Source organism: Mycobacterium celatum (genome assembly GCF_002101595.1).
GTDB lineage: Bacteria > Actinomycetota > Actinomycetes > Mycobacteriales > Mycobacteriaceae > Mycobacterium > Mycobacterium celatum.
Map to the genome: position 1 here is coordinate 64,057 of NZ_LQOM01000048.1, position 26,097 is coordinate 90,153.

The following is a 26,097-nucleotide window of genomic DNA, read 5'->3' on the forward strand; positions in this document are numbered from 1 at the left end:
GCTCAAACATGTGTTCGAGGCGTGTCGGCCGTGCGCCGGCGGCTTGTCGGTGTGTCGGGTTAGCGTCCGAATCGGATTGCAACGATTCGATCACACGTTCGTAATTCGAACGGACTATCGATTATGGTTCGAACAGGCGATCGATTCGGCGTCGACGGAAGGGGCACAGATGACAGTCATCGAGACGATCCGGCCGGACCTGCCGCGCCGGGCCCGCCCGGTCCGGGTGGGCCCGGCAGGCAGGCGTGACCTGCGGCCACATGGTCCGCGGCCGACGGCGCCGGCGGTCGCGCCGCCGCGCTACCGGGGCACCGGGGTGTTGCTGTCGAGCGCGCCGCACCGGCCGCGCCCGATCACGCCGGCGACAACGGTGGCGCTGGCCCTGCTCGCCGCGGTCATCACGGTGTGGCTGGGGCTCATCGCCCACCTCGGCGCGGCGGTGCAGAGTGACGCCGCGGGCCAGGTGCCCGACCGGCTTGCCGTGGTGCGCGTCGAGCCGGGGGAGACGCTGTCGCATCTGGCCGCCCGGGTGGCGCCGGACGCGCCGGCCGGTCAAGTCGCCGAGCGCATCCGCCAGCTCAACGGCCTCGGCACCGCGACGCTGGCCGCGGGGCAGACGCTGATCGCGCCGGTCGGCTGACGGCTTTGCCGTGTACTGCCAACCGCGGCAGCCGATCCCGGTGACGCTGGGCCTACCGGGTCGCGCGCGGGTACGCTCGGGATGTTCTGAGGTACCCGGCTATCAGCGCGGCGAAGGAGCGGCCATGCACTGTCCGTTCTGTCGTCACCCCGATTCCAGGGTGGTCGACTCCCGGGAAACCGACGAAGGCCAGGCCATCCGGCGCCGCAGGTCATGCCCCGAGTGCGGCCGACGGTTCACCACGGTCGAAACCGCGGTGCTGGCGGTGGTCAAGCGCAGCGGGGTCACCGAGCCGTTCAGCCGGGAGAAGGTGATCAGCGGCGTGCGCCGGGCGTGTCAGGGCCGCCAGGTCGACGACGACGCACTGAACCTGCTGGCCCAGCAGGTCGAAGACACCGTACGTGCCAAGGGGTCGCCGGAGGTGCCCAGCCACGAGGTGGGCCTGGCGATCCTGGGGCCGCTGCGCGAACTCGACGAGGTGGCATACCTGCGGTTCGCCTCGGTGTACCGGTCCTTTTCCTCCGCAGACGATTTCGAGCGCGAGATCGAGGCGCTGCGCGCGCACCGCAAGGTCTCAACTCCCGGCTAGGCTTCCTGCATGCCGCCCGAGTTGCATCCCGACCTGGAAGAGCTTGCGCCGCTGCTGGGCACCTGGACGGGCCGCGGGTCGGGGATATACCCGACCATCGAGCCGTTCGAGTATCTCGAGGAAGTCGTGTTCGGCCATGTCGGCAAGCCGTTTCTGGCGTACGGGCAAAAGACCAAGTCGGCCAGCGACGGCAAGCCGTTGCACGCCGAGACCGGATATCTACGGGTGCCGCAGCCCGGTCAACTCGAGTTGGTTCTGGCCCACCCCAGCGGGATCACCGAAATCGAAGTCGGCACCTACACGAGGAGCGGCGACGTCATCGAGATGGCGTTGACCGCGTCGACCATCGGCCTGACACCGACCGCCAAAGAGGTCAGCGCCCTGGGGCGCCGCTTCCGCATCGACGGCGACGAGCTGTCCTATTCGGTGCAGATGGGCGCAGTCGGCCAGCCGCTGCAGGACCACCTCAGCGCGGTGCTGCACCGCAGCGGCTAGACGAAGTGCGTCACGCCGTCGTCGACCACCCGGCCGGCAACGCGGACCCACCCCTCGGGATTCCAGGTCGTCTCGATCACCGACCCCTTGCCCTGGACGATCGTCAAGTCGCGGCTGAGGTAATCGGTGATGCGCACCGCCGCCGACCCGGTGGCTTCGTCCTCGGGGACGCCCAGGCCGGGCGCGAACATCCGGGCACGCAGCGATCCGGCCGCCTGGTCTGTCCAGGTCCACAGGTAGTGCTGGATGTCGTCGGGGAAGTCGGCGGGGTCGGCCGCGGCTAGTTCGTCGAGCGATTCGAGATCGTGGATCGCCAGTTCGGGCGCCCACTCCGAGCGGGCGTTGATGGCGGTGACATCGTCGTCGTAGCTGACCTGCACGATGCCGGCCGGCAGTTGCAGGGTGCGGATCGGTGTGCCCCGCTGGCGCAGCCACCACGCCAGCCCCACCGCCGGGTGCCCGGCGAACGCAAGCTCGGTCATCGGCGTGTAGATCCGGGCATGCGCCGTGGTCGAGCCCGGCGCCGGCAGATCGACGAATATCGTTTCGCTGTAGCCCAATTGGCGTGACAGCCGCTGTCGATCACGGACATCCACGGTGCTGGCATCGATGACACCGAGCGGATTTCCGAAGTTGCCGGCCGAGTCGGTGAAAACACGCAACACCGTCACGTCGATGCTCATGGAGTGACTGTACGACGGTGCGACATTCAGGTGGCGCTGCGTTCGTCGGAACCCATGGCGTTCAACACCGCAACCCGGGTGTCGCGCGGACCGGACACCGTCCGCGCGCCACCGCCGTTGCGAAGCAATTCCCGCATCGCCGCGTGGTCGGATTCGGCGGGCTCGGTGGTATCGATGAATTGCTCGACGACTTCGATGAAGCGGTCGGGGTTGTCGTGGAACGGGAAATGCCCGGAGCGCTCGAAGATCTCCAGCCGTGAATTGGGCATTGCGGCGTGCGCCATATAGGCGTGGCTGACCGGTACCACAACATCTTCGGTGCCCCAAATGATCTGCACCGGAATGGATTCCATCAAATAACATCGGTCCAGCACGGTGACCATTTGACCGCGCCAGTCCACCACCGCTCGCAGGGTTCGGGTGAACGCCGAGGAGGCCATCGGCTCGGGCAGGTCGGCCAGCACCCGCAGCACGTCCGGCAGGTCGCGTCCCAGCGCGGTCGAGCCCAACACCAGGCCCGCCGCGCGACCCGCGATCTGCACGGCCGGGAGCACCAACGGCAGGCGCAGCAGCGCCAGCGCTTCGCCGCCCAGCGGCAGCGAGGCCAGTCGCAGCACCAGGTTCACGTCCCCGGTGATGCCGCCGGCCCCGACCAGAACCAGCCGTTCGACCAAATGCGGGAATTGGTACGCGAATTGCATCGCCACCCCGCCGCCGAGCGAATGGCCGACCACGGTGACCCGCTCGATGTCGAGCACGGACAGCAAATCGCGCATCCCGTTGGCGTAGGCGGCGACCGAGTAGTCGGCGCGCGGCTTGTCCGACTGCCCGTGGCCCAGCAGGTCGACGGCGATCACGGTGAACCGCTGCGCCAGCCTGGCGTGCACGGCTTCCCAGGTGGTGGAGTTGTCGCCGATCCCGTGGATCAGCAGAATGACCGGCCCGGAACCGGCGATCCGGTAGGCCCGCCGGTACCCGTGGATGGTGCGGAACTGCAGTGACGGCGTCACCTCACGCACCGGCCGGAGTCTGGTCATGTCGCCAACTTCGTCGTCGGGCCCGTCAGGGCGGACCCGTCAGGCCGGATCGTCGTCGTCGAACTTTTTCTCCGCCTGCTGGGCCAAAAATCGCTCGAACTCGGCACCGAGTTCGTCGCCGCTGGGCAGATCCTCGTCGCGCGTCAGCAGCGACCTGTTCTCCTGAGCGGCGACAAACGCATCGTACTGGCGCTCCAGCGCCGCCACCACCTGGGCCACCTCGGGACTGGCCTCGACCTGCTCGTCGATCTTGGCCCGGATATCGGCGGCCGCTTCTTTGAGTGCCTGCAACGGCAGCTGCAGCGATCCGGTCTTGGCGACCTGCTCCAGCAGCGCCTGCGCGGCGGCCGGATAGTCGGTCTGGGCCAGGTAGTGGGGGACGTGCACGGTGAACCCGACCACCTCGTGGCCGTGCTGGGCCATCCGGTACTCGAGCAGATTCGACGCGCTGCCGGGCACCTGGACCTCGGCGATCCACGGGGTGAAGTCGGCGATCAGCTCGCGGTTGTTGGAGTGCGCCGTCATGGTCACCGGCCGGGTGTGGGGGACCGCCATCGGGATGGTGCCCAGCCCGATGGTCTGCCGGACCCCGAGACGTTCGGCCAGCAGCCGCACCGCGCTGATGAACCGCTCCCACTTCAGGTCCGGCTCCATGCCGGCGAGCAGCAGAAACGGCGTGCCGACGCTGTCGTGCAGGGCGTACAAGCTCAGCTCGGGGTCGTCGTAGTTGGTGAAGTGGTCGGTTTTGAACGTCATCAGCGGCCGGCGCGAGCGGTAGTCCAGCAGCTCGTCGATGGCGAACGACGCCACCAGCTCGGTCTTCAGCGCTTCCTTGAGGTGGGTGGCGGCCAGCCGAATCGCGTGACCTGCGTCGGAGAAGCCCTCCAGGGCGTGTACCAGTACCGGTCCGCGGCCATCCGACGACGACAACTGCGGCGCCGGGAACTCGAGCTCGTACATTCCGTTCTGTTCGGGCTGGTAGTGCTGTCCCTGGTCCGGGGGCTGGTGGTGGCCCATCGATTGCCTCCTCGTCGCGGCGCGGCGTATCGCGCCACCCTCACATAGTCTCTCTCAGATCGGCGGGCAGCACCCGCCTGTACGTCCAAACGCGATGCTGTCAGGCCGCATTCCGCATGATCGGGCATGATCGGCAGCGATGCGCGAAGTGGTGGCGGGCCTGTCGGTCCTGGCCGTGGTGCTGGCGGCGTGCGGGCAGCGGGCGGCGTCCGCACCGATCACCGCCACCTCCGAGCAAGCCGTCGCGCACGGCATTGCTGCAGGCCCGGTCCCGCCCGACCCGCGGGTGGGGGCGATCTTTCTCGGCGGCGGCGACTTGCACGCTTGCACCGGCTCGGTGCTGCATTCGGCCGGAGGCGACCTGGTGTTGACGGCGGCGCATTGCCTGGCGGCCGGGCTGCCGACCGCCTTCGTTCCCGGTTTCTCCGGATCCGCCGCGGCTGCCCAGGCCTGGACGGTCGACACCGTGTACCTCGATCCGCGCTGGTTGGCGGCTCAGGATCCGCGCGCCGACTATGCGATCGCGCGGGTCAGCCGCGCCGACGGCGCCGCGATCGAGGCGCGGGCCGGCTCAGGGCTGTCGCTGGGCAGCGCCCCCGGGCCGGGCACCCGGGTCAGCGTCGTCGGCTATCCGGTCGGTGTCGGCGGCACGCCGATCGGCTGCCAGGCCAGCACCGAGACCACCCGCGGGGGGTATCCCACGCTGCCGTGCGCGGGGCTGGTCGACGGCACCAGCGGCGCACCGTGGATCGCCGGGTCGACGGTGACCGGCGTGATCGGCGGGCTGGACGGCGGCGGATGCGAGGAGAGCGTGTCGTATTCGGCGCCGTTCGACGAGCACACGACCGCGTTGTTGGCGCGCGCCGAGGCCGGCGGCCCCGGTGACGTTGCCCCGCAAGCCCTTAACGACCCGTGCTAACTGCGGAACTGGTTGAGTGCCCGCATCTTGTTGGTGACGTCGAGCGCCGCCACCTTGTAGGCCTCCGAGAACGTCGGATAGTTGAACACCGCGTCGACGAGGTAGTCGACTGTGCCGCCGCAGCCCATCACGGCCTGCCCGATGTGCACCATCTCGGTGGCGCTGGTGCCGAAGATGTGCACCCCGAGCAGCGTGCGGTCCTCGGTGGACGCCAGCAGCTTGAGCATGCCGTAGGAGTCGCCGGCGATCTGGCCGCGGGCCAGTTCCCGGTAGCGGGCCACCCCCACCTCGTAGGGAATCGCGTCCTTGGTCAGCTCGACTTCGGTGGCGCCCACGTAAGAGACCTCCGGAATCGAATAGATGCCGATCGGCTGCAGTTCGGTCATGCCGTCGGTGGGCTCGCCGAACGCGTGGTAGGCGGCCAGCCGGCCCTGGTCCATCGAGGTGGCGGCCAGCGCGGGGAAGCCGATTACGTCGCCGACGGCGTAGATGTGGTCGATCTTGGTGCAGAACTGGTCGTCGACGAAGATCCGTCCGCGGTGGTCGGTTTCCAGGCCGGCGTTCTCCAGGTCGAGGTCCTCGGTCTGGCCCTGCCGCCCGGCGGAGTACATAACGGTCTCGGCAGGGATCTGCTTGCCGCTGGCCAGCGTGGTGACGGTGCCGACGGAGCCGACGTCCACGGCGGTGACCTCCTCGCCGAATCGGAACGTGACGGCCAGGTCGCGCAGATGGAATTTCAGCGCCTCGACGATCTCCGGGTCGCAGAAGTCCAGCATCGTCTCGCGTTTCTCGACGACGGTCACCTTGGTGCCGAGCGCGGCGAACATCGACGCGTATTCGATGCCGATCACGCCGGCGCCGACCACGACCATCGACGACGGCAGCGACTTGAGATCGAGGATGCCGTCGGAGTCCAGCACGCGCTCCTCGTCGAACTCGACCCCGCCGGGCCGCACGGGCTTGGTGCCGGTGGCGATCACGATGAAGTCGCCGGAGACGGTGACGCGTTCACCGCGCGACGCGTCCTCCACCAGGATGGTGTGCGGGTCGACGAAGCGGCCGTGTCCCACAATCAGGTCAATTCGGTTGCGCATCAACTGGTTTCGCACCACGTCGACCTGCTTGCCGATCACGTGCTGGGTGCGGGCCAGCAGGTCGGCCGGGGTGATCTTGTCTTTGACCCGGTAGCTCGCGCCGTACAGCTCGCGCTGGCTCACGCCGGTGAGGTAGACCACGGCTTCCCGCAACGTTTTCGACGGGATGGTTCCGGTGTTGACGCAGACCCCGCCCAGCATTCGGCCGCGCTCGATGACGGCGACCGATTTGCCCAATTTTGCCGCGGCGATCGCCGCTTTCTGCCCGCCCGGACCTGAACCGATGACGACCAGGTCGTACTCCCGCATCGAACCCATGAGTAGACATCTACGCTGATTCGTCAAATCTCGCACGCTGACGCGCGATACACAGTCGCGAGTTCATCCCCAGCCGGCCGATCGCGGGGCCTCGCCGTGCACACCGTGACGGTGCCGGTTGCCAGCGTTCGCCCCATGACAACGCATCGAGCAGACTTTGAACTGAACCGCCCCGGCGCATTGATCGCCGCGCTGCCGGCCGTCTTGGGTTTCGTGCCGGAGAAATCACTGGTGTTGGTGTCGATCGACGGCGGCGAGCTCGGCTCCGTCATGCGCGTCGACCTGTCCGACAAGCTGCCCGACCGGCTCGGTCACCTCGCTGACGTCGCCGCCGCAGCCGATCCCGAGGCCGCCATCGCGGTGCTGGTCGACGCCGACGGCGCCGGCTGCCCAGTCTGCAACGAGGAATACCGTGAGCTGTGCGCAACGCTCACCGACGAGTTGTCGCAGCGCGACATCGTGCTGTGGGCCGCGCATGTGGTGGACCGGGTGGCCCCCGGCGGGCGGTGGCACTGCGTCGACGGCTGCGGTTCGGGCGGGGCGGTCGACGACCCGTCGGCGTCGCCGCTGGCGCTGGCCGCCGTGCTGGACGGCCGGCGCCTCTACGCGCGGCGCGCCGACCTGCAGGCGGTCATCGCCGCCGACGAACAGGGCGGCAGCGCTGAACTGGCTGCGCTCATTGAGGAATGCGCCGCAGCCCGGGACCTCGCCTACCGCGCCGATCCGGTCGGCTGCGGCCGCCGCGACGTCGAAGCGGCGATGGCCGCCGCGGCGCGAGTCGCCGACGGGCACGGGCTCGACGATGAGCAGGTGGCGCGGTTGGGCTGCGCGCTGGCCGACGTGCAGGTTCGCGACACGCTCTACGCGCTGGCCGTCGGCGAGAACGCCGTTGCGGCCGAGTCGCTGTGGGCACTGCTGTCGCGCCGGCTGCCCGCGTCCTGGCGGGCCGAAGCATTGGTGTTACTCGCGTTCAGTGCCTACGCCCGCGGCGACGGGCCGCTCGCCGGGGTGTCGCTGGAGGCCGCGCTGCGCTGCGAGCCCGGCCACCGGATGGGGGGCATGCTCGACACCGCCCTGCAGTCGGGGTTGCGGCCGGAGAACATCCGGGAGCTCGCGCTCACCGGCTACCGGCTGGCCCGCCGGCTCGGGGTGCGGCTACCGCCGCGGCGAACGTTTGGACAGCGGGCGGTTTAAACCTTTTCGACCTTGACGGCGTGGGCCATCTCGTGCGGCAGGGTCACATTCTCGTGGCCCGGTATCACGATGGTCACTCCGCCGGCCGGGTTGGTCTCGACGGTCACTCGGGCGTTGGGCACGACACCGGCGTCCTTCAGGCGGGTGATCAGGTCGATGTCGCCCTGGACGTGCTCGGTGAGCTGGCGCACCACGACCGCGACCGGCGACCCGGCCGGCAACTCGGTCAACCGCACCAGGTTGGCGTCTTCGGCGCCCGACTCGACGCCGAGGTCCAGCAGTCCCGGAATCGGGTTGCCGAACGGCGAGGTGGTCGGGTTGTTGAGCACCTGCACCAGCCGGCGCTCGACGTCCTCGCTCATCACGTGTTCCCAGCGGCAGGCCTCGGCATGCACGTCTTCCCACGGCAGCCCGATCACATCGACCAGTAGCCGCTCGGCGAGCCGGTGCTTGCGCATCACGGCGATGGCCAGCGCCCGGCCCTTGTCGGTGAGTTCGAGGTGGCGGTCGCCGGCGACGTGCAGCAACCCGTCGCGCTCCATCCGGGACACGGTCTGGCTGACGGTGGGTCCGCTCTGGTCGAGCCGTTCGGCGATACGCGCACGCAGCGGCGTTACGCCCTCTTCCTCGAGGTCGTAGATCGTCCGCAGATACATCTCGGCGGTATCAACCAGGTCGTTCATTCCGCACCCTCCGTCGCAGCTCAAGTCTACTTGGCCAGCTGCGTGAATGGTCCGCTAACACACTCGCACGGCTGGCGGCGAGCCGCACGGCAGAAGTATGCCCGCCGCGTCGCGGCGGGCATACTCGTCTCGGTCTCAGCTGGCGTAGGAGCGCAGCCGGTCGGCCCGTTCGCCGTTGCGCAGCTTGGCCATCACCTCGCGCTCGATCTGGCGCACCCGTTCGCGCGACAGCCCGAACAGCTTGCCGATCTGGTCCAGCGTGCGCGGCTGCCCGTCGTCGAGGCCGAAGCGCAGCCGGATCACCTGATGCTCACGCTCGTCGAGGGTGGCCAGCACGCTGCGGATGTCGGTGTGCAGCAGCTCGGCGATCACTGCGTTCTCGGCGGACATCGCTTCGGCGTCTTCGATGAAGTCGCCCAGCGGTGCTTCCTCCTCGGAGCCTACGGGCATGTCGAGGCTGACCGGGTCGCGGCTGTGCTCGAGCAGGTCGTTGATCTTGTCGACCGGAATGCCCGACTCGGCGGCAAGCTCCTCGTCCGTGGCCTCGCGGCCGAGGTTCTGGTGCATCTCGCGTTTGATACGCGCCAACTTGTTCACTTGCTCGACGAGATGAACCGGCAACCGGATGGTGCGGCTCTGGTCGGCCATGCCGCGGGTGATCGCCTGCCGAATCCACCAGGTGGCATACGTCGAGAACTTGAATCCCTTTGTGTAGTCGAACTTCTCCATGGCGCGGATCAGTCCGAGATTGCCTTCCTGGATGAGATCCAGCAGCGGCATCCCGCGACCCGTGTAGCGCTTGGCCAGCGACACCACCAGCCGCAGATTGGCTTCCAGCAGGTGCCGGCGCGCGGCTTCGCCGTCGCGAACCACGGCCTGCAAGTCACGTTTGCGGTTCTCGCCGAGCCGCTTACGGGTGTCCAGCAGATGCTGGGCGTAAAGCCCGGCCTCGATGCGCTTGGCGAGTTCGACTTCGTCAGCGGCGTTGAGCAACGCCGTCTTGCCGATGCCGTTCAGATACACGCGCACCAAGTCCGCGGCTGGGCTTTGAGCGTCCAGATCGCTGTCAACCCGGCTTGTGGTGGCATTTGCCATAGCGGCCTCCCGATCGGCTTGAGCTGTCACGTGGTCCAACGACCAACCCGAGCCAAGAGTTCCCACCGCGCGCCGATCTCACACGCTTTGACGTGCACAAATGTGCTGGCGACCTGTGAAAGTGCTGAGAAACTCCGGCCGGTGGCCGATTACGCCGAACCCGGGGCGTCCGGCGACTCCGGTGGCGGCGCCGCCGCACGGCGCGGCTCGAGTGCGGGGCGCTCGGCGGTGGGGAAGATCGGGGTGCGCCGACGGGTGCTGTCGAACCGCCGGGGTTCATCGGCCCGGCGCGGCGGACGGTCGTTGGCGATCAGAACGGCCATCCACGGCAACGGAATCGACGCGACCAGAATCAGCAGCGAGATCAGGCCGTTGTGCCAGGCGCCGTAGGCCAGCGCGGCCAACACCAGCGCGGGAATCCGGAATGCCATCAACGTCAGGTATTTGCGCACCCGCTCGCGGTGCTGCACCTCAAATGAGGGTGCAGCCGCGGTGATCAGCACCGGCCGACCGTCGTCGTCGAAACCCAGCTCGGGGCCGTGCTTCATCTCTTTACTGTCCCACACTTCGTCGACTCTGTCGTAACGGGTTTCCGGCACAATATGAGGCATGCAGACCCAGACGATCGAGCGCACCGATACCGACGAACGCGTCGACGACGGGACGGGCACCGACACCCCGAAATACTTCCACTACGTCAAGAAGGACAAGATTGCCGAGAGCGCGGTGATGGGCACGCATGTCGTCGCGTTGTGCGGCGAAGTGTTCCCGGTGACCCGGTCGGCCAAGCCGGGGTCGCCGGTGTGCCCGGATTGCAAGCGGATCTACGAGCAGCTCAAGAAGAGCTGACCCTCGCGGCGCCCAGGTCGCGGACACACTCGACGTCCGCTCCGGCGTCGTCGCCGTTGCCGATCCCTGTGCGTGCTTTCAGCCAGCGCCGCAGCCGGTGGGCATGGGTGGCCGGCGCCGGCCACTCCTCCTGGATGGCGGCGTTGAGCTCGGCGCCCAGCATGATCGCGAACCCGCCGAAGAAGGCGAACAACAAGAATGCGATCGGGGTTGCCAGCGCCCCGTAGGTGTAGCCGGTGGCGGTGATCCACCTCAGGTAGACCCGCAGGCCGAGGGTGGCGATCAAAAAGACGACGGTGGCCAGTATCGCGCCGAAGACCAGGCGGTGCGTCGGCAGCGCTTCGGGCAGCGCCACTCGGTACAGGATTATCACGGCGACCATCAACCCGACGATCAATGCCGGGTAGTAGCCGATGTCGAGCCAGCTGTCCGGGATGAATTGTTCGGCCTTACGGGGGCCCTGCACCATCAGCGGCGCCGTGGCGATCAGGAACAGCAGCATCGCGACGTACAGGCCCAGCGCGTACAGCCGCTGCCGCACGGGATGGCGCAGCGGCGTCTGGTCGTGGGCTTCGACCACGGCATCGACGAACGCAGAGATGGCCGACGAGCCGGCCCACAGCGAGATCACGAAGCCCAGCGACACCACTTCGCCGCGTGCGCCCTTGTCGATGTCGCTGATCGTCGGCTTGATGATCTCGTTGACGACGTTGTCGGAAAAGAAGCTGTGCGCCATGGTCACCAGCCGGTGCTCGATGGCAGGCAGGGTGTCCGGACCGAACAGCGGCGCGACGTAGGCGAGGCTGCCGAGCATGCCCAGCAGCAGTGGTGGCAAGGACAGCGCTGACCAGAACGCCGCCTGCGCCGACTCGGAAAAGATGGAGTCATCCCAGCTTTTCGACAGCGTGCGGCGGGTGATGCGCCAGATGTGGTGGCGTGAGGGCTTCGGGATCTGGCTGCTCATGATCAGTCCAGGATTCCTGACGTGGCTTCCCGCCGTGCGGATTGCCGACGGGCGAGTTGTGGGCTACGGCTCCAGCGGGGGGCTGACTTCCAGCACGGCGGCCAACTCGACCAGCTTGGCCTCGTGTTCATTCGCGTGGTGCTGGCAGAAGAGAAGTTCGGCACCTGAGGGCAGCTTGGCACGCACCCGTGCGGCGGCACCGCACCGGTCGCATCGATCAGCCCTAGTCAGTTCCGGACTGGTCAAAGTTGCGTTCATGGCTACTCCGTTCTGGCCTAACCCCACTGTCTCAAATGTTGGGGCGTTTGGCCTTCTTCCCCGAGGGTTTACCCGGTGTGTCGTTTCTCACGCCTGCCCAGTTGGCGGTCGGGCAGGGTGGTTCGGGTGAACTCCGATCCCGCTGTGCTGATGCACCTGTGTTCAACAGACGAGTGGTCGCAGGCACAGGCCCGCGGCGAGCTTCGCCCCGAATCACTGACCGCCGCTGGCTTCGTGCACCTGTCGACGCCCGAACAAGTGCACCTGCCGGCCAACCGGCTCTACCGTGGCCGCACCGACTTGGTGCTGCTACACATCGACCCGGCCAGGTTGACGTCAACCGTGCGTTGGGAACCAGGTGTAGCAACGGATCCGAAGGCGATGCTGTTCCCGCATCTGTACGGCCCGCTGCCGATCGACGCTGTGATCGACGTCACCCGCTACCCGCCGGGGCCCGACGGCATGTTCTCGGCGATGTAGGCGTCGGCTTCGATCTCCACGAGCAGGTCCGGCGCAATGAGCGCCGAGACCTCGACCATGGTGGCCGCGGGGCGGATCTCACCGAAGACCTGTGCGTGTACTTCACCGATCTCGCGCCAGCGCGAAATATCGGTCACGTAGATGCGGGTGCGGACGACATCGGCGAGGGCCGCGCCGGCTTCGTCAAGCGCAATCTCTATGCGACGCAAGCAATCCCGGGTCTGCGTGGCGACGTCTTCTCCGGCGCCGGTTGTTCCCGACACCACCACATGCGGGCCGATTCGCACGGCGCGGGAATAGCCGACGGTGGACTCGAAATCCGAGCCGGACGAGACGAGGACGCGGCGCGTTGGCATGCCGTCAGGCTATTGCACTGCGCCGCAAGACGGCTCAGTCGAGGTAGTCGCGCAGGACTTGTGAACGGCTGGGGTGGCGCAGCTTCGACATTGTCTTGGACTCGATCTGGCGAATGCGCTCACGGGTGACGCCGTAGACCTGGCCGATCTCGTCGAGAGTGCGGGGCTGGCCGTCGGTAAGCCCGAAGCGCAGTCGCACCACGCCGGCCTCGCGTTCGGACAGCGTCTCCAGCACCGAATGCAGCTGGTCTTGCAGCAGGGTGAACGAGACCGCGTCGACGGCGACCACCGCTTCGGAATCCTCGATGAAGTCGCCGAGTTGGCTGTCGCCCTCGTCGCCGATGGTCTGGTCCAGCGAGATCGGCTCCCGGGCGTACTGCTGGATCTCCAGCACCTTCTCCGGGGTGATGTCCATTTCCTTGGCGAGCTCTTCCGGAGTGGGCTCGCGGCCCAGGTCCTGCAGCAGCTCGCGCTGGATGCGGCCGAGTTTGTTGATCACCTCGACCATGTGCACCGGGATGCGGATGGTGCGCGCCTGGTCTGCCATCGCGCGGGTGATCGCCTGGCGGATCCACCATGTCGCGTACGTGGAGAACTTGTAACCCTTGGTGTAGTCGAACTTTTCGACCGCGCGGATCAGACCAAGGTTGCCCTCCTGGATCAGGTCGAGAAACGCCATGCCGCGGCCGGTGTAACGCTTGGCCAGTGACACCACCAGCCGCAGATTCGCCTCCAGCAGATGGTTTTTCGCGCGGTCGCCGTCACGACAAATCCACATCATGTCGCGGCGCTGGGCGGCGGGCAGCTTCTCGCCGCGCTCGGCCATCTCGGCCATCAGCTGGGTGGCGTACAGGCCGGCCTCGATTCGCTTGGCCAGCTCGACCTCTTCTTCGGCGTTGAGCAGCGCCACCTTGCCGATCTGCTTGAGATAGGCGCGCACGGAGTCTGCCGACGCGGTGAGCTCGGCATCCTTGCGGGCCTGACGCAACGCCTCGGACTCGTCCTCGTCCCATACGAAATCGCCTGAGGCTTTGTCCTTTTCGCTTGGCTCGGCGATCTCCTCGTCATCGTCGGAGCCCTCCGCGGTCACCGCGGCCGGGTCAACCTCTGCCTCCGCCTCGTCGGCCGGCTCGACGTCGGTGTCGTCGTCGACAGCGGACACCACGTCTTCGAGATCCTCGAGGCTCAGGTCGGCGTCCAACTCGATGTCTTCGGCCGGCTCGCCGTCGAGTTCCGGCTCGGCGTCGAGCTGATCGACCTCGTCGTCGACCTCGAGGGCATCGGCTACGACCTCGGCGCCTTTGGCGGCGTCCTTGGCCGGTGCGGTCTTCTTGGCGCGGCCACGCGCGGGCGCCGCCTTGGTGGCGCTTTTCGCCGGGGCGCGGCCCTTTTTCGTGGTGTCGGGCACCGCCTTGGCGGTTTTGGCGGGTGTTTTGCTGGCTCGCGTTGCGGTCTTGGTAGCCCGTTTGGCGGGGGCGGAGCCGTTGGCCGACTTGGCCGCGGATCGCTTCGCCCCGGCTTTGGCGGGGGACTTGGTAGCGGTGCGCTTCACCGGCTCATCGGTTGCCGGGCTTGCTTTGGTCGCTGCCACGAAAACCCCTTCGGTCGCCTCAAGTTGTCACGCCGAGCCTTCGGCGCGGTTGGCGTGCGCTACCGAAAATGTCGGCTATGTCGGATGTCGGCCTTGATATCAGCTTGGATGCTCGCCGCTAGTGGTTGGGCGGCTGCCGGTGACCATTGTAACGACACGTAAGGGTGCTGCCGCCCGAGCGCGCAAATTCAGTGGGTGACGTCGCTGGTGGCGGCCATCGCCGCGCCGACGATCCCGGCGGTGTTTTGCAGGGCCGCCGCGACCACCGGCGTCCGGTTTTCCAGCAAGGGCACCCACTTGTCGGCCTTGCGGCTGATGCCGCCGCCGGCGATAAACAGGTCGGGCCACAATGCGTTCTCGAAGGCGACCAGCACCTTGGTCACCTGCTTGGCCCACTTCTTGTAGCTCCAGCCCTTGTTGTCCCGAACCGACGACGCCGCGCGGTGCTCGGCTTCTTTGCCGTCGACGTCGACGTGTCCCAACTCGGTGTTGGGCAGCAGTATCCCGTTGTGAATCAGCGCCGAGCCGATCCCGGTCCCGAACGTGAGCAGGATTACCAGCCCGGTCCGGTCTTTGCCCGCCCCGTAGCGTTCTTCCGCCAGCCCGGCGGCGTCGGCGTCGTTGAGGACGACGATCTCCTGACCGTTGAGTTCGGCGCTGATGATCTCGCGCGCGTTGGTGCCGATCCAGGCCTTGTCGACGTTGGCTGCGGTCTGCACGACGCCCTGGGTGACGACCCCGGGATAGGTCACCCCCAGCGGGCCCGACCACCCGAACTCGTTGACCACCGCTGCAATGGTCTTGGCCACGGCCGACGGCGTGGCCGGCTGCGGTGTGGGCAGCTTGACCCTGTCGCCGATCAACTGACCGGTATCCAGGTCGACGATCCCGCCCTTGATGCCGCTGCCGCCGACGTCGACACCGAAGCCGCGCCGCTGTTGCGAGTCGCTACTGGTCATCGGATCTCCTCGGGCGAGACGGGCCTGTCCGACCACACCCTAATGCGTCGATGCGCGGCCCACCGCCAGATCGCTGTGCGTCGGACACTGTGCTGCGATAGACCGGTGAGCACACCTGACAACCAGCCCGCCCGCCTGCGCGCGGTCGCCGAGGCGTTGGCCGGCGAAGCGGCCGCCTTCGTGCGCCGCCGGCGCGGCGAAGTGTTCGGCGCCGACGCCAACGGCGAGGCGAGCGGGGCGGTGCAGAGCAAGACCACCCCGACTGATCCGGTGACCGTCGTCGACACCGAAACCGAGCGCCTGTTGCGGGATCGGTTGGCGCAACTGCGATCCGGCGACCCGATTCTGGGCGAGGAGGGCGGCGGGCCCGCCGATTCGGCCCCGGCCGGCGCGGTCACCTGGGTGCTCGACCCCATCGACGGCACGGTGAACTTCGTCTACGGCATCCCGGCCTATGCGGTGTCGGTGGCGGCGCAGGTAGACGGCGTGTCGGTGGCGGGGGCCGTCGCCGACGTCGTGGCGGGGCGGGTCTATTCGGCGGCGACGGGACTCGGTGCGCATCTGACCGACGAGAGCGGAACGCGGCGGCTGCGGTGCAGCGCGGTCGGCGATTTGTCGATGGCGCTGCTGGGCACCGGATTCGCGTACTCGCGGCGGCGGCGCACCGCGCAGGCCGAGCTGGTGGCCAAGATGCTGCCGGTGGTCCGCGACGTGCGCCGCATCGGTTCTGCCGCACTGGATTTGTGCATGGTCGCCGCCGGGCGGCTCGACGCCTACTACGAGCACGGTCTGCATGTATGGGACTCCGCGGCCGGGGCGCTGATCGCCGCCGAGGCGGGGGCACGGGTGGTGTTGCCCCGGGGGTCGGAGGGCAGCGCCGGCCTGGTGGTCGCCGCGGCGCCCGGGATCGCCGACGAATTGGTCGCCGCCCTCGGAAGATTCGACGGGCTCGCCCCGATTCCCGACTGAACTCAGCAGCTGCTGGAGTGCACCTTGGTCAGCAGGGCCGGATCGGCCGGCTCGGCACCCGGGCGCAATCCGGCGAGGACGGCGTTGATGTCGTCGCTGTGCGCGAGCGCGGTGAAGTCGGTGCCCAGGGCGAGATCGACGGAGTCGTCGCCGCGGTCGTCGCGGAACAACTCGGTGCACGGCGCCACCAGCCACACCGCGGCGGCGGCGGCCTGACCGGCCTCGCCGAACCGGATCTGGCCCTGGCAGGTCAGCCGGGTGCCCTCATAAATCGGGTCGTTGGCGGCGGTCGGCTGGGCGAAGCCGAGGTCGTGCAGCGCATTGGCGACGTCGGCGGCCTGACCGCCGCGCCCGCTGGCGTTGAGGACACGGATCTTGGTGTCGGCCAGTCTGGCCGGGGCAACGTTGGTCATCGTGCTGCGCGATACCGGCTCACCCAACCGTGGCTTGGCCGGATCCGACTGGCCGGGCGGCGGATTGCACACCGCGGCCTCGTGAACCTCGGGCGGACGGGTCAGCGCGATCGTCCACACCACGGCGGTAGCCACCAGCAGGACGGTCAGCAGGCAGATGGCGGGCCGCGCGTTGCGGCGCCGAAAGGGGCGACCGTGTTTGTCGAAGGCGGTGCCCTCGGTGATTAACGCGACCACACGAGCACTCTAAACGCGATGTTTAGGGCGGGACACCGCGGTCAAATTGTCTGTGTGATGTAAATCACACTTGAAGACAGCGGGATACGGGCACGAATCGTTTGGTGGATGCGTTCGACGCTGGTACAAAGCGTTGCTTGCATAGTTCTCAGAGGGGGAGCGAGGGGAGAGGCCGATGGCTACCGACTATGACGCCCCACGGCGAACCGAGACCGATGACGTTTCGGAGGATTCGCTGGAGGAGCTCAAAGCGCGGCGTAACGAGGCGGCGTCGGCCGTCGTCGACGTCGATGAGTCCGAGACCGCCGAGTCGTTCGAACTGCCTGGCGCCGACTTGTCCGGCGAAGAGTTGTCCGTCCGCGTTGTTCCGAAGCAGGCTGATGAGTTCACTTGCTCGAGTTGCTTTCTGGTGCAACACCGCAGCCGGCTCGCCAGCGAGAAGAACGGCGTGATGATCTGTACCGACTGCGCGGCCTGAGCGGATCAACTGCGCAATGCCGATAGCACCCGCTCCGGGTGGCGGCAGCTCACCAGCCAGTACGGCGTCGGGTCGTCGGGGTCGTCGAGCACGACGAGCACCATGGGACCGACCCAGGCCCGGTGCAGTACGTAGGCCGCGGGATCGAGCTGACGCCCCAGCGCCGCCGACTTGGCCGAGCGGGGAATTTCCGCCGAGCGGGCGATCACGGTGACCGGCAGATGCGCGTCGGCGGCCCACAGTTCGACACCCTCATCACCGGTGGTGACCCGGATCTCCATTCGCCCCAACCACAGCAGCGCGCCGGTGGCCACCGCGAACAGCACCGCGAACGGCAGCCAGTTCGGCAGCGCGGGCACGCCCTGGTTGACCTCCAGGGCGACGATCGCCGCCAGCGCGAAACCCGGCGGCCACCACCACCATGGCACCCACAGACGCTCGCGATACCGCACGCTTTGCGGCGCGACACGCGTACCCGACACGCGGTCAAGGGTAATCTGTGCCCCCGTGTCGACCAGTCTGGCAGTTGTCCGTCTCGACCCCGGGCTGCCGCTGCCCAGCCGCGCCCACGACGGTGACGCCGGCGTCGACCTCTATAGCGCCGAAGACGTCGAAATCGCGCCCGGGCATCGCGTCCTGGTGCGGACCGGCGTCGCGGTGGCCATCCCGTACGGGATGGTCGGGTTAGTCCATCCGCGCTCCGGATTGGCTGCGCGAGTTGGACTTTCGATCGTCAACAGTCCTGGCACCATCGACGCAGGCTATCGCGGTGAGATCAAGGTGGCGCTGATCAACCTCGACCCGGCTACGCCGATCGCCGTGCATCGGGGTGACCGCATCGCGCAGCTGCTCGTGCAACGGGTCGAGCTGGTCGACCTGGTCGAAGTGGCGTCGTTCGACGAGGCCGGTCTGGCCGACACGTCCCGGGGCGACGGTGGCCACGGCTCCTCCGGCGGACATGCGAGTTTGTAATGGCATTCGGTAGGCGCAAAGCCAAAGACGACGAGTCGCGCGGCGCGGAAGTTGCGGCGGCACAGCCGGAACCGTCGGCTGAGCCCCAACCCGCGGTGGAACTCGACGGCCCATTCGACATCGAGGATTTCGACGATCCAGCGGCCGCGGAAGTGGCCCGGCTGGACCTAGGCTCGGTGCTGATCCCGATGCCGGCGGAGGGCCAGCTGCAGGTCGAGCTCACCGAGACCGGCATCCCCAGCGCGGTGTGGATCGTGACACCGAACGGTCGCTACACCATCGCCGCGTATGCGGCGCCGAAAACCGCCGGCCTGTGGCGCGAGGTGGCCGGCGAGCTGGCCGACTCGCTGCGCAAGGACGGGGCCAAGGTGAGCATCCAGGACGGTCCGTGGGGCCGCGAAGTGGTCGGCACCGGGGCCGGCGTGGTGCGGTTCATCGGGGTCGACGGCTACCGATGGATGATCCGCTGCGTGGTCAACGCCGCACCGGAGGCCATCGACGCGCTGACCGCCGAAGCACGAGAAGCGTTGGCGGACACTGTTGTTCGTCGCGGTGATACGCCGCTGCCGGTGCGGACACCGCTGACGGTGCAGCTGCCCGAGCCGATGGCGGCCCAGCTTCGGGAGGCCGCCGCGCAGCAGGCGGCCGCGCAACAGGATGCGTCCGCGCCCACTGAGCGCCGCAGCGCCGCAGGGTCGGCAATGCAGCAGTTGCGCAGCAGCACAACCGGAGGCTAAGCCGCGTCGCCCAGGGCGGCCAGACACGCGGTGCCCAGCGCGGCCGGGTCGGCGCCGATCTCTTCGAGCGTCACGGTTCGCAACGCTGCCCGCGGTGCGGCGGCCGCCCATTCGGCACCGACCTGCAGCGGGTGGATCGGATCGTCGACCGCGGCGGCGACGCCCAGCGGCGCGGCCAACCGCGCCAGCTCCGCACGGCTCGGTGCCACGTACGCCGCCGCGGCGTCCATCGCGTCGGGCAGGTGCGGCCACAGGCGCCGCCATGACCGTGCCAGCTCGTCGCTCAGCCATCGCGGGCTCGACGCCCGCATCTGCGCCGTCGTCGCGGCTAGCCCCTCGCGTCGCAGCTGCTGCGCCGAGTGCCGGGCCGCCAGCGCGGCCGGGGCGCCGTCGGGCGCGCCGGTCCAGGCGGGCAGCGCGGCCAGCACCGCCACCGCGCGAGCCGGATGCCGCAGCGCCCACCCGGTGGCCACCGCGGCCCCGATCGAGACCCCGCCGACGGCGATCGCGCCGCGCCGCGCGGCGTCGTCCAACGCCGCAAGGTAACCGTCGACCAAGCGGCCCGGCTGCGGCGGCGGTGCCACGACCAGCGCCCCGGCATCGCGCAACGGGCCCGCGAAGGCCCGCTCGACGTAGTCGTCGTCGGATCCAGTTCCGGGCAGCACGACGGTCGTCACACCGTGCAAGTCGACACCCACAGGCTCGATACTGCCCGGCGTTTACGGGTACTCCACCGGCACCCCGAGGGGGCCGCATGGCGCTCGGGAACTAACGGGTCTACGGTGTCCGTTGGCATAACGGGATTCGGCTCAGCCGAATTGTTGTGAAGAAGGTGATGGCGACGGCCGAAGGTTATCTGCGCCGGCTCACCCGTCGACTGACGGAGGACCCCGAGCAGCGCGACGTCGAGGAGCTGTCCGACGAGGCGGTCAACACCGGCGCGCAGCGGGCGATCGATTGCCAGCGCGGGCAAGAGGTCACGATGGTCGGCACGCTGCGCAGCGTGGAAGCCAACGCCAAGGGTTGCGCCGGCGGGGTTCGCGCCGAGTTGTTCGACGGCACCGACACCGTCGCGCTGGTGTGGTTGGGCCAACGCCGGATTCCCGGAATCGACTCCGGTCGCACGCTGCGGGTGCGAGGCCGGCTGGGCAAGCTGGACAACGGCACCAAGGCGATTTACAACCCGCACTACGAAATTCAGCGGTGACCTGCCGTCCTGACCGATCGGCGTTACTGACCCAGCTGGGCGGCGTCAGCGGGCTTGTCTACTCCTCGCTGCCGGTGGTCGTCTTTGTGGCCGTCTCCGCTGCCGCCGGCCTGATATCTGCCATCGGCGCAGCGGTTGGGGTGGCCGCAGTCGTGCTGCTGTGGCGGCTGATCCGGCGCGACTCCATCCAGCCGGCGGTGTCCGGGTTCGTCGGTGTCGCCATCTGCGCGGTGATCGCTTACGCGGTGGGGCAGTCGAAAGGCTATTTCCTGCTGGGCATCTGGATGTCGTTGCTGTGGGCGGTGGTCTTCGCGGTGTCGGTGCTGATCCGCCGGCCCATCGTCGGCTACCTGTGGAGCTGGTTCGGCGGACACGACCGCGGCTGGCGCGACGTGCGCGGCGCGGTCTACGCCTTCGATATCGCCACCCTGACCTGGGTGCTGGTTTTCGCGGCTCGTTTCGTGGTGCAGCGGTTGCTCTACGAGGCCGATCACACGGGCTGGCTGGCAGTGGCGCGGATCACGATGGGCTGGCCGTTGACGGCCGCGGCAGCCTTGGTGACCTACATGGCGATCAAAGTCGTGCAACGCGCGCTTGGCGCTAGTGCGCAGGCAGAAGCAGCTGGCGCAGCTCCGCCTCCACCGCAGTAACCGCGACGAACAGCAACTCGTCGCCGCCTTCCAGCGGTTCGTCGGCCTGCGGAACGATGACTCGCGGCCCGCGCAGGATCGTCACCAGCGCCGCGTCGCGGGGCAACTGCAGTTTGCGCACCGGCTTGCCGCCCCATGGCGTGTCGTCGGGCAGCGTGATCTCGACCAGGTTGGCCTGTCCCTTGCGAAACTCCATCAGCCGCACCAGATCTCCGACCGCGACGGCTTCTTCGACCAGCGACGCCAGCATCCGTGGTGTGGACACCGCCACGTCGACGCCCCAGGCGTCGGTGAAGAGCCATTCATTGCGCGGATCGTTGACCCGCGCCACCACCCGCGGCACCGCGAACTCGGTCTTGGCCAGCAGACTCAGCACCACGTTGGCCTTGTCGTCGCCGGTCGCGGCGATCACCACGTCGAACTCCTCGAGGTGTACCGACTCCAGCAAGCTGAGCTCGCAGGCGTCCCCGAGCCGCCAGTGGGCGGCCGGGATGGCGTCGACGTCGAGATGTTCGGGGTTGCGCTCGATCAGGCTGACCTCGTGGCCGCTTTCGAGGAGCTCCCGGGCGATCGAACGGCCGACCGCGCCCGCTCCGGAAATGGCGACTTTCATTTGCGCCGCTCCTCATCCCCGGCTACGCCGGCGTTTTCAACGCCAACTCCGCCGGCGTCTTCGTCGTCGGCGCGTTTCATGCTTCCAGGTCCTCGCTCGGTGGCAGGGCGGCAATGGCCATCGCCTCGGCGGCGCGGCCGGCGATCGCGGCGACATAAACCTGGTCGCCGGCCTGAATGACCGTCTTCGGTTCCGGCAGCAGCCCGCTGCCGAACCGGATCAAGAACGCGACGCGGGCGCCGGTTGCGGCCTCCAGGTCGGTGAGCCGATGCCCCACCCAATCCTCGTGCAGTACCACCTCGACGACGGCGACCGTGCCGGTCGGGTCACGCCATTTGGTGGTTTCGCTCTCTCTGAGCAGAGCGTTGAGCAGACGGTCGGTGGTCCACGGCACGGTCGCGATGGTGGGGATGCCGAGGCGCTCGTAGACCGCCGCGCGCTTGGCATCGTAGATCCGGGCCACCACGCGCTGAACGCCGAAGGTCTCGCGGGCCAGTCGTGCCGAAATGATGTTGGAGTTGTCGCCGGACGACACCGCGGCAAAAGCCTCGGCCTCCTCGATCCCGGCCCGCAGTAACACGTCGCGGTCGAAGCCCAGGCCCAGCACCCGCTCACCGGCGAAATCCGGGCTGAGCCGGTTGAAGGCAGTGCCGTCACGGTCGATCACCGCGACGTCGTGGCCGATCCGGGACAGGCCGTCGGCCACCGAAGACCCCACCCGGCCGCACCCCATCACTACTACCCGCACCCTGAGGTCCTTTCGGCTTCCCCTGCTCGTCGGGCCCCGGCGCCAACCGGGTTGGCCTGCCGATTTGCGCCCGGGACATTCTCGTCTAGGGAACGCTACCGCCAGCGCCCGGTGGGCTTACTCTTGGCTCTCGTGTCCAAACTTTCGACGGCGGCGCGCCGGTTGGTGTTGGGTCGGCCGTTTCGCAGCGATCGGCTGAGTCATACCCTGCTGCCCAAGCGGATCGCTTTGCCTGTATTCGCCTCGGATGCACTGTCGTCGGTGGCCTACGCGCCCGAGGAGATCTTCCTGATGCTCTCGGTGGCGGGCCTGGCCGCCTACTCGTTGACACCCTGGATCGGTCTGGCAGTGGCCGTGGTCATGTTGGTCGTGGTGGCCAGCTATCGCCAGAACGTGCACGCCTACCCGTCCGGCGGTGGTGACTTCGAAGTGGTCACCAGCAACTTGGGCTCCACCCCAGGGCTCGTGGTCGCGAGTGCGCTGATGGTGGATTACGTTCTTACCGTTGCTGTCTCGATATCCTCGGCGATCTCGAACATCGGCTCGGCGATCCCGTCCGTGGCCGACCACAAGGTGTTGTACGCGGTGAGCGCGATCCTGGTGATGACGGCCATGAACCTGCGGGGGGTCAGGGAGTCCGGGGTGGCGTTCGCCATCCCGACGTACGCCTTCATCGTTGGGATCTGCACCATGCTCGTTTGGGGACTGTTCCGGATTTACGTGCTGGGTGACACCTTGACTGCCGAATCCGCTGGATTCCAGATGCATTCCGAGCACGGCAAGGTCGTCGGAGTCGCGTTGGTTTTCCTGGTCGCTCGGTCGTTCTCTTCCGGATGTGCGGCGCTGACCGGTGTGGAGGCCATCAGCAACGGGGTGCCGGCATTTCGGAAACCCAAGTCCCGCAATGCCGCAACGACGTTGTTTATGCTAGGCACGATCGCGGTGACGCTGTTCATGGGGATCATCGTGCTGGCGAAGAAGACTGGGGTGCAGGTGGTCGACGACCCGGCCAAGCAGCTGAGCGGCGCACCGCCGGATTACAACCAGAAGACTCTGGTCGCGCAGGTGGCAGAAGTTGTGTTCGGCAGCTTCCATCTCGGGCTGCTGCTGATTGCCACTGTGACCGCCCTGATCCTGGTGCTGGCGGCCAACACTGCGTTCAACGGTTTTCCCGTTCTCGGCTCGGTGCTGGCGCAGCACAGCTACCTGCCCCGCCAATTGCACACCCGCGGGGACCGGTTGGCTTTCTCCAACGGGATCGTGTTCTTGGCGGTGGCGGCCCTGGCGGCGGTCATTGCCTTCCGCGCACAGGTCACTGCACTCATCCAGCTCTACATCGTCGGTGTGTTCATTTCGTTCACGCTGAGCCAGATCGGGATGGTCAAGCACTGGACCCGGTTGCTGCGCAGCGAAACCGACCCGGGTGCCCGCCGCAAGATGATGCGCTCCCGGGTGGTCAACACCATCGGCTTCGTGTCCACCGGCACGGTGCTGCTCGTCGTGCTGGTCACCAAATTCCTTGCCGGAGCATGGATTGCGGTGGTGGCCATGACGGCGCTGTTCATCATGATGAAAGCGATCCGCAAGCACTACGACGCAGTCAGCCGCGAACTCCAGCGGCAAGCCGCCGAAGACGAAGGCGTGGTGTTGCCCAGCCGTAACCACGCCCTGGTGCTGGTGTCGAAGTTGCACCTGCCGACATTGCGGGCACTGGCCTACGCCCGCGCAACCCGTCCCGACGTGCTGGAGGCGGTCACCGTCAGCGTCGACGACGCGGAAACCCGTGAGCTGGTGCACAACTGGGAAGACAGCGACATCTCCGTGCCCCTCAAGGTCATTGCATCGCCGTATCGCGAGGTGACCCGGCCGGTGCTCGACTACGTCAAACGGGTCAGCAAGGAGTCGCCGCGCACCGTGGTGACAGTGTTCATCCCGGAGTACGTGGTGGGCCACTGGTGGGAACAGTTGCTGCACAACCAAAGTGCGCTGCGGCTCAAGGGCAGGCTGCTGTTCATGCCCGGCGTGATGGTGACATCGGTTCCGTGGCAGCTGACGTCGTCGGAGCGGCTCAAGGCGTGGCAGCCGCACGTGGCTCCGGGCGATGCCCGGCGGGGAATCTTCGATTGACCGAACTGACCCTGACCGTCGGCGCGCCGGCGAACGGAGGCAGCTGCGTGGCCCGCCACGACGGCCGGGTGGTGTTCGTCCGCTATGCGCTGCCCGGCGAACGGGTGCGGGCGCGGGTCACGGCGGACCGGGGCTCGTACTGGCACGCCGAGACCATCGAAGTGATCGAACCATCGGACGATCGGGTGGAATCGTTGTGTCCAATCGCCGGTGTGGACGGTGCGGGCTGTTGCGACCTGGCGTTCGTCCAGCCGGCGGCGGCGCGCGCGATCAAGGCCGACGTGGTGGCCAATCAGCTTGCGCGCCTTGGCGATTACCACTGGTACGGTGTCGCCGAACCGTTGTCGCCGACCGGGCCGACCGGCTGGCGTACCCGGGTGCGGCTGGATGTGGGTGCCGACGGACGCGCCGGTTTTCACCGCTACCACAGCGACGAACTTGTCACCGAGCTGAACTGCGCTCAGCTGCACACCGGGATGACCGACGGTCTGGACGCGCTGGACTGGCCGCCCGGTGTACACGTGCACGTCGCCGTCGACGACGACTGTCAGCGTCATGTGGTGTGCACCGCGCGGCAGGGCAGGCGCACGTCGACCGACGTCATCGAGGGCAGCTACCAGGGTGTGCAGCGGGTGGGCCGCCGCAGCTGGCGGGTGCCGGTGACCGCCTTCTGGCAGGCCCACCGCGACGCGGCGCGGTGCTACAGCACGCTGGTCGCCGACTGGGCCCAACTCGGTCGGGGCATGACGGCCTGGGACCTCTACGGCGGCGCGGGGGTGTTCGCCGCGGTGCTGGGCGACGCGGTCGGTGAGAACGGGCGGGTGGTCAGCGTCGACACGTCGCGGGCGGCGGCGCGGGCGGCGCGCGCCGCACTGTCGGATCTCCCGCAGGTGCATGTGGTCAACGATTCGGTACGCCGGGCGCTGACCGCAGAACACACTCGCGCCGATGTGGCCGTCCTGGATCCGCCGCGCTCAGGCGCGGGCCGCGAGGTCATCGATCTGCTGGCCGCCGCCGAGGTGCCCCGGATTGTGCATATCGGTTGCGAGGCAGCGTCGTTCGCTCGGGACATCGGCTTGTACCGCAACCAGGGCTACGTCGTCGAGAACATCCGGGTGTTCGACTCGTTCCCGTTGACCCATCACGTCGAGGGCGTCGCGTTGTTGACCCGCTAACGCGACGACTGATCGCGCCAGCGTTCCAACAACGCCGGGATCTCACCCAGCAGGAAGGCATAGAAGTCATGCATCCGGGTAAGCCGTTGCCCGGCAATGCTGTCCGGTCCGGTCGCCGCGATTCCGGCTTCGGCCGCGGCTTGCATGGCTGAGATCACGACATTCTGGTTCGTGAACAGCACCGCCCAGGCGTCGTCGCGCAGTCGGTAATGATCCCGTCGGCTACCCGGTGCGGGCACCCGCTCGGCCAGACCGACCGAGGTGAGCATCTTGATGGCGCTCGAGATCGCGCCCGAGCTGGCCTGCAACCGCTCCGCCAACTCGCCCGACGTGATGGTGGTCTGCTCGGTGAACAGCAGAGCTGCCAGCACCCGGGCCGTCATCCGCTGTAATCCGTGGTTGGTGAGCACCAGCGCGAGCTGTTCGGCGGCGTGCTGCGGTCCAGGTCTGTCGGCCATGACGAACCTTCCGCTCATAGAAATTTCAGTAATTTCTGAAGCTTCAGTATAGTTGTCCGCAGCGCTTCGGGAAGTCTGGTCGGAACTAGGCG

At 67.9% G+C, this 26,097-nt stretch carries 33 protein-coding genes; 15 read left to right on the plus strand and 18 right to left on the minus strand.

Annotated elements, in window-relative coordinates:
* Positions 1 to 169 precede the first annotated feature (169 nt).
* The 3 genes from AWB95_RS20750 to AWB95_RS20760 all read left to right on the plus strand — a co-directional run bounded on the left by AWB95_RS20750 (position 170) and on the right by AWB95_RS20760 (position 1,724).
* Positions 170 to 640, plus strand: coding sequence for a LysM peptidoglycan-binding domain-containing protein (locus AWB95_RS20750; protein ID WP_085168614.1), 471 nt, complete (start codon positions 170 to 172; stop codon positions 638 to 640).
* A 124-nt stretch (positions 641 to 764) separates the two neighbouring features.
* On the plus strand, positions 765 to 1,229 hold the full coding sequence (nrdR, locus tag AWB95_RS20755; protein ID WP_062541251.1) for a transcriptional regulator NrdR: 465 nt from the start codon (positions 765 to 767) through the stop codon (positions 1,227 to 1,229).
* A gap of 9 nt (positions 1,230 to 1,238) precedes the next feature.
* Complete coding sequence (locus AWB95_RS20760; RefSeq protein ID WP_062541250.1) at positions 1,239 to 1,724, plus strand: peroxynitrite isomerase; 486 nt, start codon at positions 1,239 to 1,241, stop codon at positions 1,722 to 1,724.
* On the opposite strand, the gene AWB95_RS20765 is transcribed toward AWB95_RS20760, so the two are convergent.
* From AWB95_RS20765 to AWB95_RS20775, 3 genes are read right to left on the minus strand one after another with little or no spacing between them, the layout of a single operon-like run.
* Entirely contained in the window at positions 1,721 to 2,407 is a 687-nt protein-coding gene (locus AWB95_RS20765) for a PhzF family phenazine biosynthesis protein (protein ID WP_062541249.1), read from the minus strand. The two genes, AWB95_RS20760 and AWB95_RS20765, sit on opposite strands and share 4 nt — an antisense overlap.
* Positions 2,408 to 2,433: 26 nt before the next feature.
* The gene (locus tag AWB95_RS20770; RefSeq protein WP_062541248.1) at positions 2,434 to 3,444 is read right to left on the minus strand and encodes an alpha/beta fold hydrolase; all 1,011 of its coding nucleotides are present in this window, start codon (positions 3,442 to 3,444) and stop codon (positions 2,434 to 2,436) included.
* A 39-nt stretch (positions 3,445 to 3,483) separates the two neighbouring features.
* On the minus strand, positions 3,484 to 4,461 hold the full coding sequence (locus AWB95_RS20775) for a proteasome assembly chaperone family protein (RefSeq protein WP_062541247.1): 978 nt from the start codon (positions 4,459 to 4,461) through the stop codon (positions 3,484 to 3,486).
* Positions 4,462 to 4,600: 139 nt separating this feature from the next.
* Between AWB95_RS20775 and AWB95_RS20780 the strand changes: the two genes are divergently transcribed.
* Positions 4,601 to 5,380: a trypsin-like serine peptidase gene (locus AWB95_RS20780; RefSeq protein WP_085168592.1), complete on the plus strand. Its 780-nt coding sequence runs from the start codon at positions 4,601 to 4,603 to the stop codon at positions 5,378 to 5,380.
* Here the strand turns inward: AWB95_RS20780 and sthA are convergent.
* Positions 5,377 to 6,783 carry a Si-specific NAD(P)(+) transhydrogenase gene (sthA, locus tag AWB95_RS20785; RefSeq protein WP_099539764.1) on the minus strand — a complete coding sequence of 469 codons (1,407 nt, stop codon included), beginning with the start codon at positions 6,781 to 6,783 and terminating at the stop codon, positions 5,377 to 5,379. The genes AWB95_RS20780 and sthA overlap by 4 nt on opposite strands.
* Before the next feature lie 144 nt (positions 6,784 to 6,927).
* Here sthA and AWB95_RS20790 point away from each other — a divergent pair, with 144 nt between their 5' ends.
* Positions 6,928 to 7,986 (plus strand): DUF4192 domain-containing protein, encoded by a 1,059-nt coding sequence (locus AWB95_RS20790; RefSeq protein WP_085168593.1) that lies wholly within the window; start codon positions 6,928 to 6,930, stop codon positions 7,984 to 7,986.
* Here the strand turns inward: AWB95_RS20790 and AWB95_RS20795 are convergent.
* The 3 genes from AWB95_RS20795 to AWB95_RS20805 all read right to left on the minus strand — a co-directional run bounded on the left by AWB95_RS20795 (position 7,983) and on the right by AWB95_RS20805 (position 10,330).
* Positions 7,983 to 8,669, minus strand: a complete 687-nt coding sequence (locus AWB95_RS20795; RefSeq protein ID WP_062540389.1) for an iron-dependent transcriptional repressor DtxR — start codon at positions 8,667 to 8,669, stop codon at positions 7,983 to 7,985. The genes AWB95_RS20790 and AWB95_RS20795 overlap by 4 nt on opposite strands.
* A 135-nt stretch (positions 8,670 to 8,804) precedes the next feature.
* Positions 8,805 to 9,794 (minus strand): sigma-70 family RNA polymerase sigma factor SigB, encoded by a 990-nt coding sequence (gene sigB, locus AWB95_RS20800; RefSeq protein WP_084707162.1) that lies wholly within the window; start codon positions 9,792 to 9,794, stop codon positions 8,805 to 8,807.
* A gap of 119 nt (positions 9,795 to 9,913) precedes the next feature.
* Positions 9,914 to 10,330: a DUF3099 domain-containing protein gene (locus AWB95_RS20805; RefSeq protein WP_062540403.1), complete on the minus strand. Its 417-nt coding sequence runs from the start codon at positions 10,328 to 10,330 to the stop codon at positions 9,914 to 9,916.
* Positions 10,331 to 10,373: 43 nt separating this feature from the next.
* On the opposite strand from AWB95_RS20805, the gene AWB95_RS20810 reads away from it, so the two are divergent.
* Positions 10,374 to 10,613 carry a DUF3039 domain-containing protein gene (locus tag AWB95_RS20810; protein WP_062540391.1) on the plus strand — a complete coding sequence of 80 codons (240 nt, stop codon included), beginning with the start codon at positions 10,374 to 10,376 and terminating at the stop codon, positions 10,611 to 10,613.
* Here AWB95_RS20810 and AWB95_RS20815 read toward each other — a convergent pair.
* Positions 10,600 to 11,577, minus strand: coding sequence for a YihY/virulence factor BrkB family protein (locus AWB95_RS20815; RefSeq protein ID WP_084707161.1), 978 nt, complete (start codon positions 11,575 to 11,577; stop codon positions 10,600 to 10,602). The two genes, AWB95_RS20810 and AWB95_RS20815, sit on opposite strands and share 14 nt — an antisense overlap.
* A 63-nt stretch (positions 11,578 to 11,640) precedes the next feature.
* A complete protein-coding gene (locus AWB95_RS20820; protein ID WP_062540392.1) occupies positions 11,641 to 11,835 on the minus strand; it encodes a DUF7455 domain-containing protein in 195 nt (64 codons plus the stop codon).
* A gap of 150 nt (positions 11,836 to 11,985) precedes the next feature.
* Here AWB95_RS20820 and AWB95_RS20825 point away from each other — a divergent pair, with 150 nt between their 5' ends.
* Positions 11,986 to 12,315 carry a DUF952 domain-containing protein gene (locus tag AWB95_RS20825; protein ID WP_084707163.1) on the plus strand — a complete coding sequence of 110 codons (330 nt, stop codon included), beginning with the start codon at positions 11,986 to 11,988 and terminating at the stop codon, positions 12,313 to 12,315.
* Here the strand turns inward: AWB95_RS20825 and AWB95_RS20830 are convergent.
* The 3 genes from AWB95_RS20830 to ppgK all read right to left on the minus strand — a co-directional run bounded on the left by AWB95_RS20830 (position 12,276) and on the right by ppgK (position 15,221).
* The gene (locus AWB95_RS20830; protein WP_062540394.1) at positions 12,276 to 12,671 is read right to left on the minus strand and encodes a RidA family protein; all 396 of its coding nucleotides are present in this window, start codon (positions 12,669 to 12,671) and stop codon (positions 12,276 to 12,278) included. The two genes, AWB95_RS20825 and AWB95_RS20830, sit on opposite strands and share 40 nt — an antisense overlap.
* 34 nt (positions 12,672 to 12,705) lie before the next feature.
* Complete coding sequence (locus AWB95_RS20835) at positions 12,706 to 14,262, minus strand: RNA polymerase sigma factor (protein ID WP_062540395.1); 1,557 nt, start codon at positions 14,260 to 14,262, stop codon at positions 12,706 to 12,708.
* A 188-nt stretch (positions 14,263 to 14,450) separates the two neighbouring features.
* Positions 14,451 to 15,221 carry a polyphosphate--glucose phosphotransferase gene (gene ppgK / locus AWB95_RS20840; protein WP_062540396.1) on the minus strand — a complete coding sequence of 257 codons (771 nt, stop codon included), beginning with the start codon at positions 15,219 to 15,221 and terminating at the stop codon, positions 14,451 to 14,453.
* Positions 15,222 to 15,326: 105 nt separating this feature from the next.
* Between ppgK and AWB95_RS20845 the strand changes: the two genes are divergently transcribed.
* A complete protein-coding gene (locus tag AWB95_RS20845; protein ID WP_062540397.1) occupies positions 15,327 to 16,190 on the plus strand; it encodes an inositol monophosphatase family protein in 864 nt (287 codons plus the stop codon).
* A gap of 2 nt (positions 16,191 to 16,192) precedes the next feature.
* Here the strand turns inward: AWB95_RS20845 and cei are convergent, their stop codons facing one another.
* A complete protein-coding gene (cei, locus tag AWB95_RS20850; RefSeq protein WP_062540398.1) occupies positions 16,193 to 16,840 on the minus strand; it encodes an envelope integrity protein Cei in 648 nt (215 codons plus the stop codon).
* 175 nt (positions 16,841 to 17,015) lie between these two features.
* Between cei and AWB95_RS20855 the strand changes: the two genes are divergently transcribed.
* Complete coding sequence (locus tag AWB95_RS20855) at positions 17,016 to 17,318, plus strand: DUF4193 domain-containing protein (protein ID WP_062540399.1); 303 nt, start codon at positions 17,016 to 17,018, stop codon at positions 17,316 to 17,318.
* Positions 17,319 to 17,323: 5 nt separating this feature from the next.
* Here the strand turns inward: AWB95_RS20855 and AWB95_RS20860 are convergent, their stop codons facing one another.
* On the minus strand, positions 17,324 to 17,800 hold the full coding sequence (locus AWB95_RS20860; protein WP_062540400.1) for a DUF3093 domain-containing protein: 477 nt from the start codon (positions 17,798 to 17,800) through the stop codon (positions 17,324 to 17,326).
* 25 nt (positions 17,801 to 17,825) lie between these two features.
* On the opposite strand from AWB95_RS20860, the gene dut reads away from it, so the two are divergent.
* Positions 17,826 to 18,290: a dUTP diphosphatase gene (dut, locus tag AWB95_RS20865; RefSeq protein ID WP_062540401.1), complete on the plus strand. Its 465-nt coding sequence runs from the start codon at positions 17,826 to 17,828 to the stop codon at positions 18,288 to 18,290.
* The gene (locus AWB95_RS20870; RefSeq protein ID WP_085168594.1) at positions 18,290 to 19,027 is read left to right on the plus strand and encodes a DUF3710 domain-containing protein; all 738 of its coding nucleotides are present in this window, start codon (positions 18,290 to 18,292) and stop codon (positions 19,025 to 19,027) included. Before dut ends, AWB95_RS20870 begins: the two co-directional genes overlap by 1 nt.
* On the opposite strand, the gene AWB95_RS20875 is transcribed toward AWB95_RS20870, so the two are convergent.
* Positions 19,024 to 19,725 (minus strand): hypothetical protein, encoded by a 702-nt coding sequence (locus tag AWB95_RS20875; RefSeq protein ID WP_085168595.1) that lies wholly within the window; start codon positions 19,723 to 19,725, stop codon positions 19,024 to 19,026. The two genes, AWB95_RS20870 and AWB95_RS20875, sit on opposite strands and share 4 nt — an antisense overlap.
* 137 nt (positions 19,726 to 19,862) lie before the next feature.
* Between AWB95_RS20875 and AWB95_RS20880 the strand changes: the two genes are divergently transcribed.
* On the plus strand, positions 19,863 to 20,234 hold the full coding sequence (locus AWB95_RS20880; RefSeq protein WP_045382367.1) for an OB-fold nucleic acid binding domain-containing protein: 372 nt from the start codon (positions 19,863 to 19,865) through the stop codon (positions 20,232 to 20,234).
* A complete protein-coding gene (locus tag AWB95_RS20885; RefSeq protein ID WP_062538172.1) occupies positions 20,231 to 20,884 on the plus strand; it encodes a DUF3159 domain-containing protein in 654 nt (217 codons plus the stop codon). The genes AWB95_RS20880 and AWB95_RS20885 overlap by 4 nt, the downstream gene beginning before the upstream one ends.
* Here the strand turns inward: AWB95_RS20885 and AWB95_RS20890 are convergent.
* Positions 20,835 to 21,497: a potassium channel family protein gene (locus tag AWB95_RS20890; protein ID WP_062538173.1), complete on the minus strand. Its 663-nt coding sequence runs from the start codon at positions 21,495 to 21,497 to the stop codon at positions 20,835 to 20,837. The genes AWB95_RS20885 and AWB95_RS20890 overlap by 50 nt on opposite strands.
* Before the next feature lie 76 nt (positions 21,498 to 21,573).
* A complete protein-coding gene (locus tag AWB95_RS20895; protein ID WP_169714719.1) occupies positions 21,574 to 22,245 on the minus strand; it encodes a potassium channel family protein in 672 nt (223 codons plus the stop codon).
* A gap of 132 nt (positions 22,246 to 22,377) precedes the next feature.
* Between AWB95_RS20895 and AWB95_RS20900 the strand changes: the two genes are divergently transcribed.
* Together AWB95_RS20900 and AWB95_RS20905 are read left to right on the plus strand one after the other, a co-directional pair.
* Positions 22,378 to 24,372: an APC family permease gene (locus tag AWB95_RS20900; protein WP_085168596.1), complete on the plus strand. Its 1,995-nt coding sequence runs from the start codon at positions 22,378 to 22,380 to the stop codon at positions 24,370 to 24,372.
* The gene (locus AWB95_RS20905; protein ID WP_062538176.1) at positions 24,369 to 25,547 is read left to right on the plus strand and encodes a class I SAM-dependent RNA methyltransferase; all 1,179 of its coding nucleotides are present in this window, start codon (positions 24,369 to 24,371) and stop codon (positions 25,545 to 25,547) included. The genes AWB95_RS20900 and AWB95_RS20905 overlap by 4 nt, the downstream gene beginning before the upstream one ends.
* Here AWB95_RS20905 and AWB95_RS20910 read toward each other — a convergent pair.
* Positions 25,544 to 26,005, minus strand: a complete 462-nt coding sequence (locus AWB95_RS20910; RefSeq protein ID WP_062538192.1) for a GbsR/MarR family transcriptional regulator — start codon at positions 26,003 to 26,005, stop codon at positions 25,544 to 25,546. The two genes, AWB95_RS20905 and AWB95_RS20910, sit on opposite strands and share 4 nt — an antisense overlap.
* Between the last annotated feature and the right edge of the window lie 92 nt (positions 26,006 to 26,097).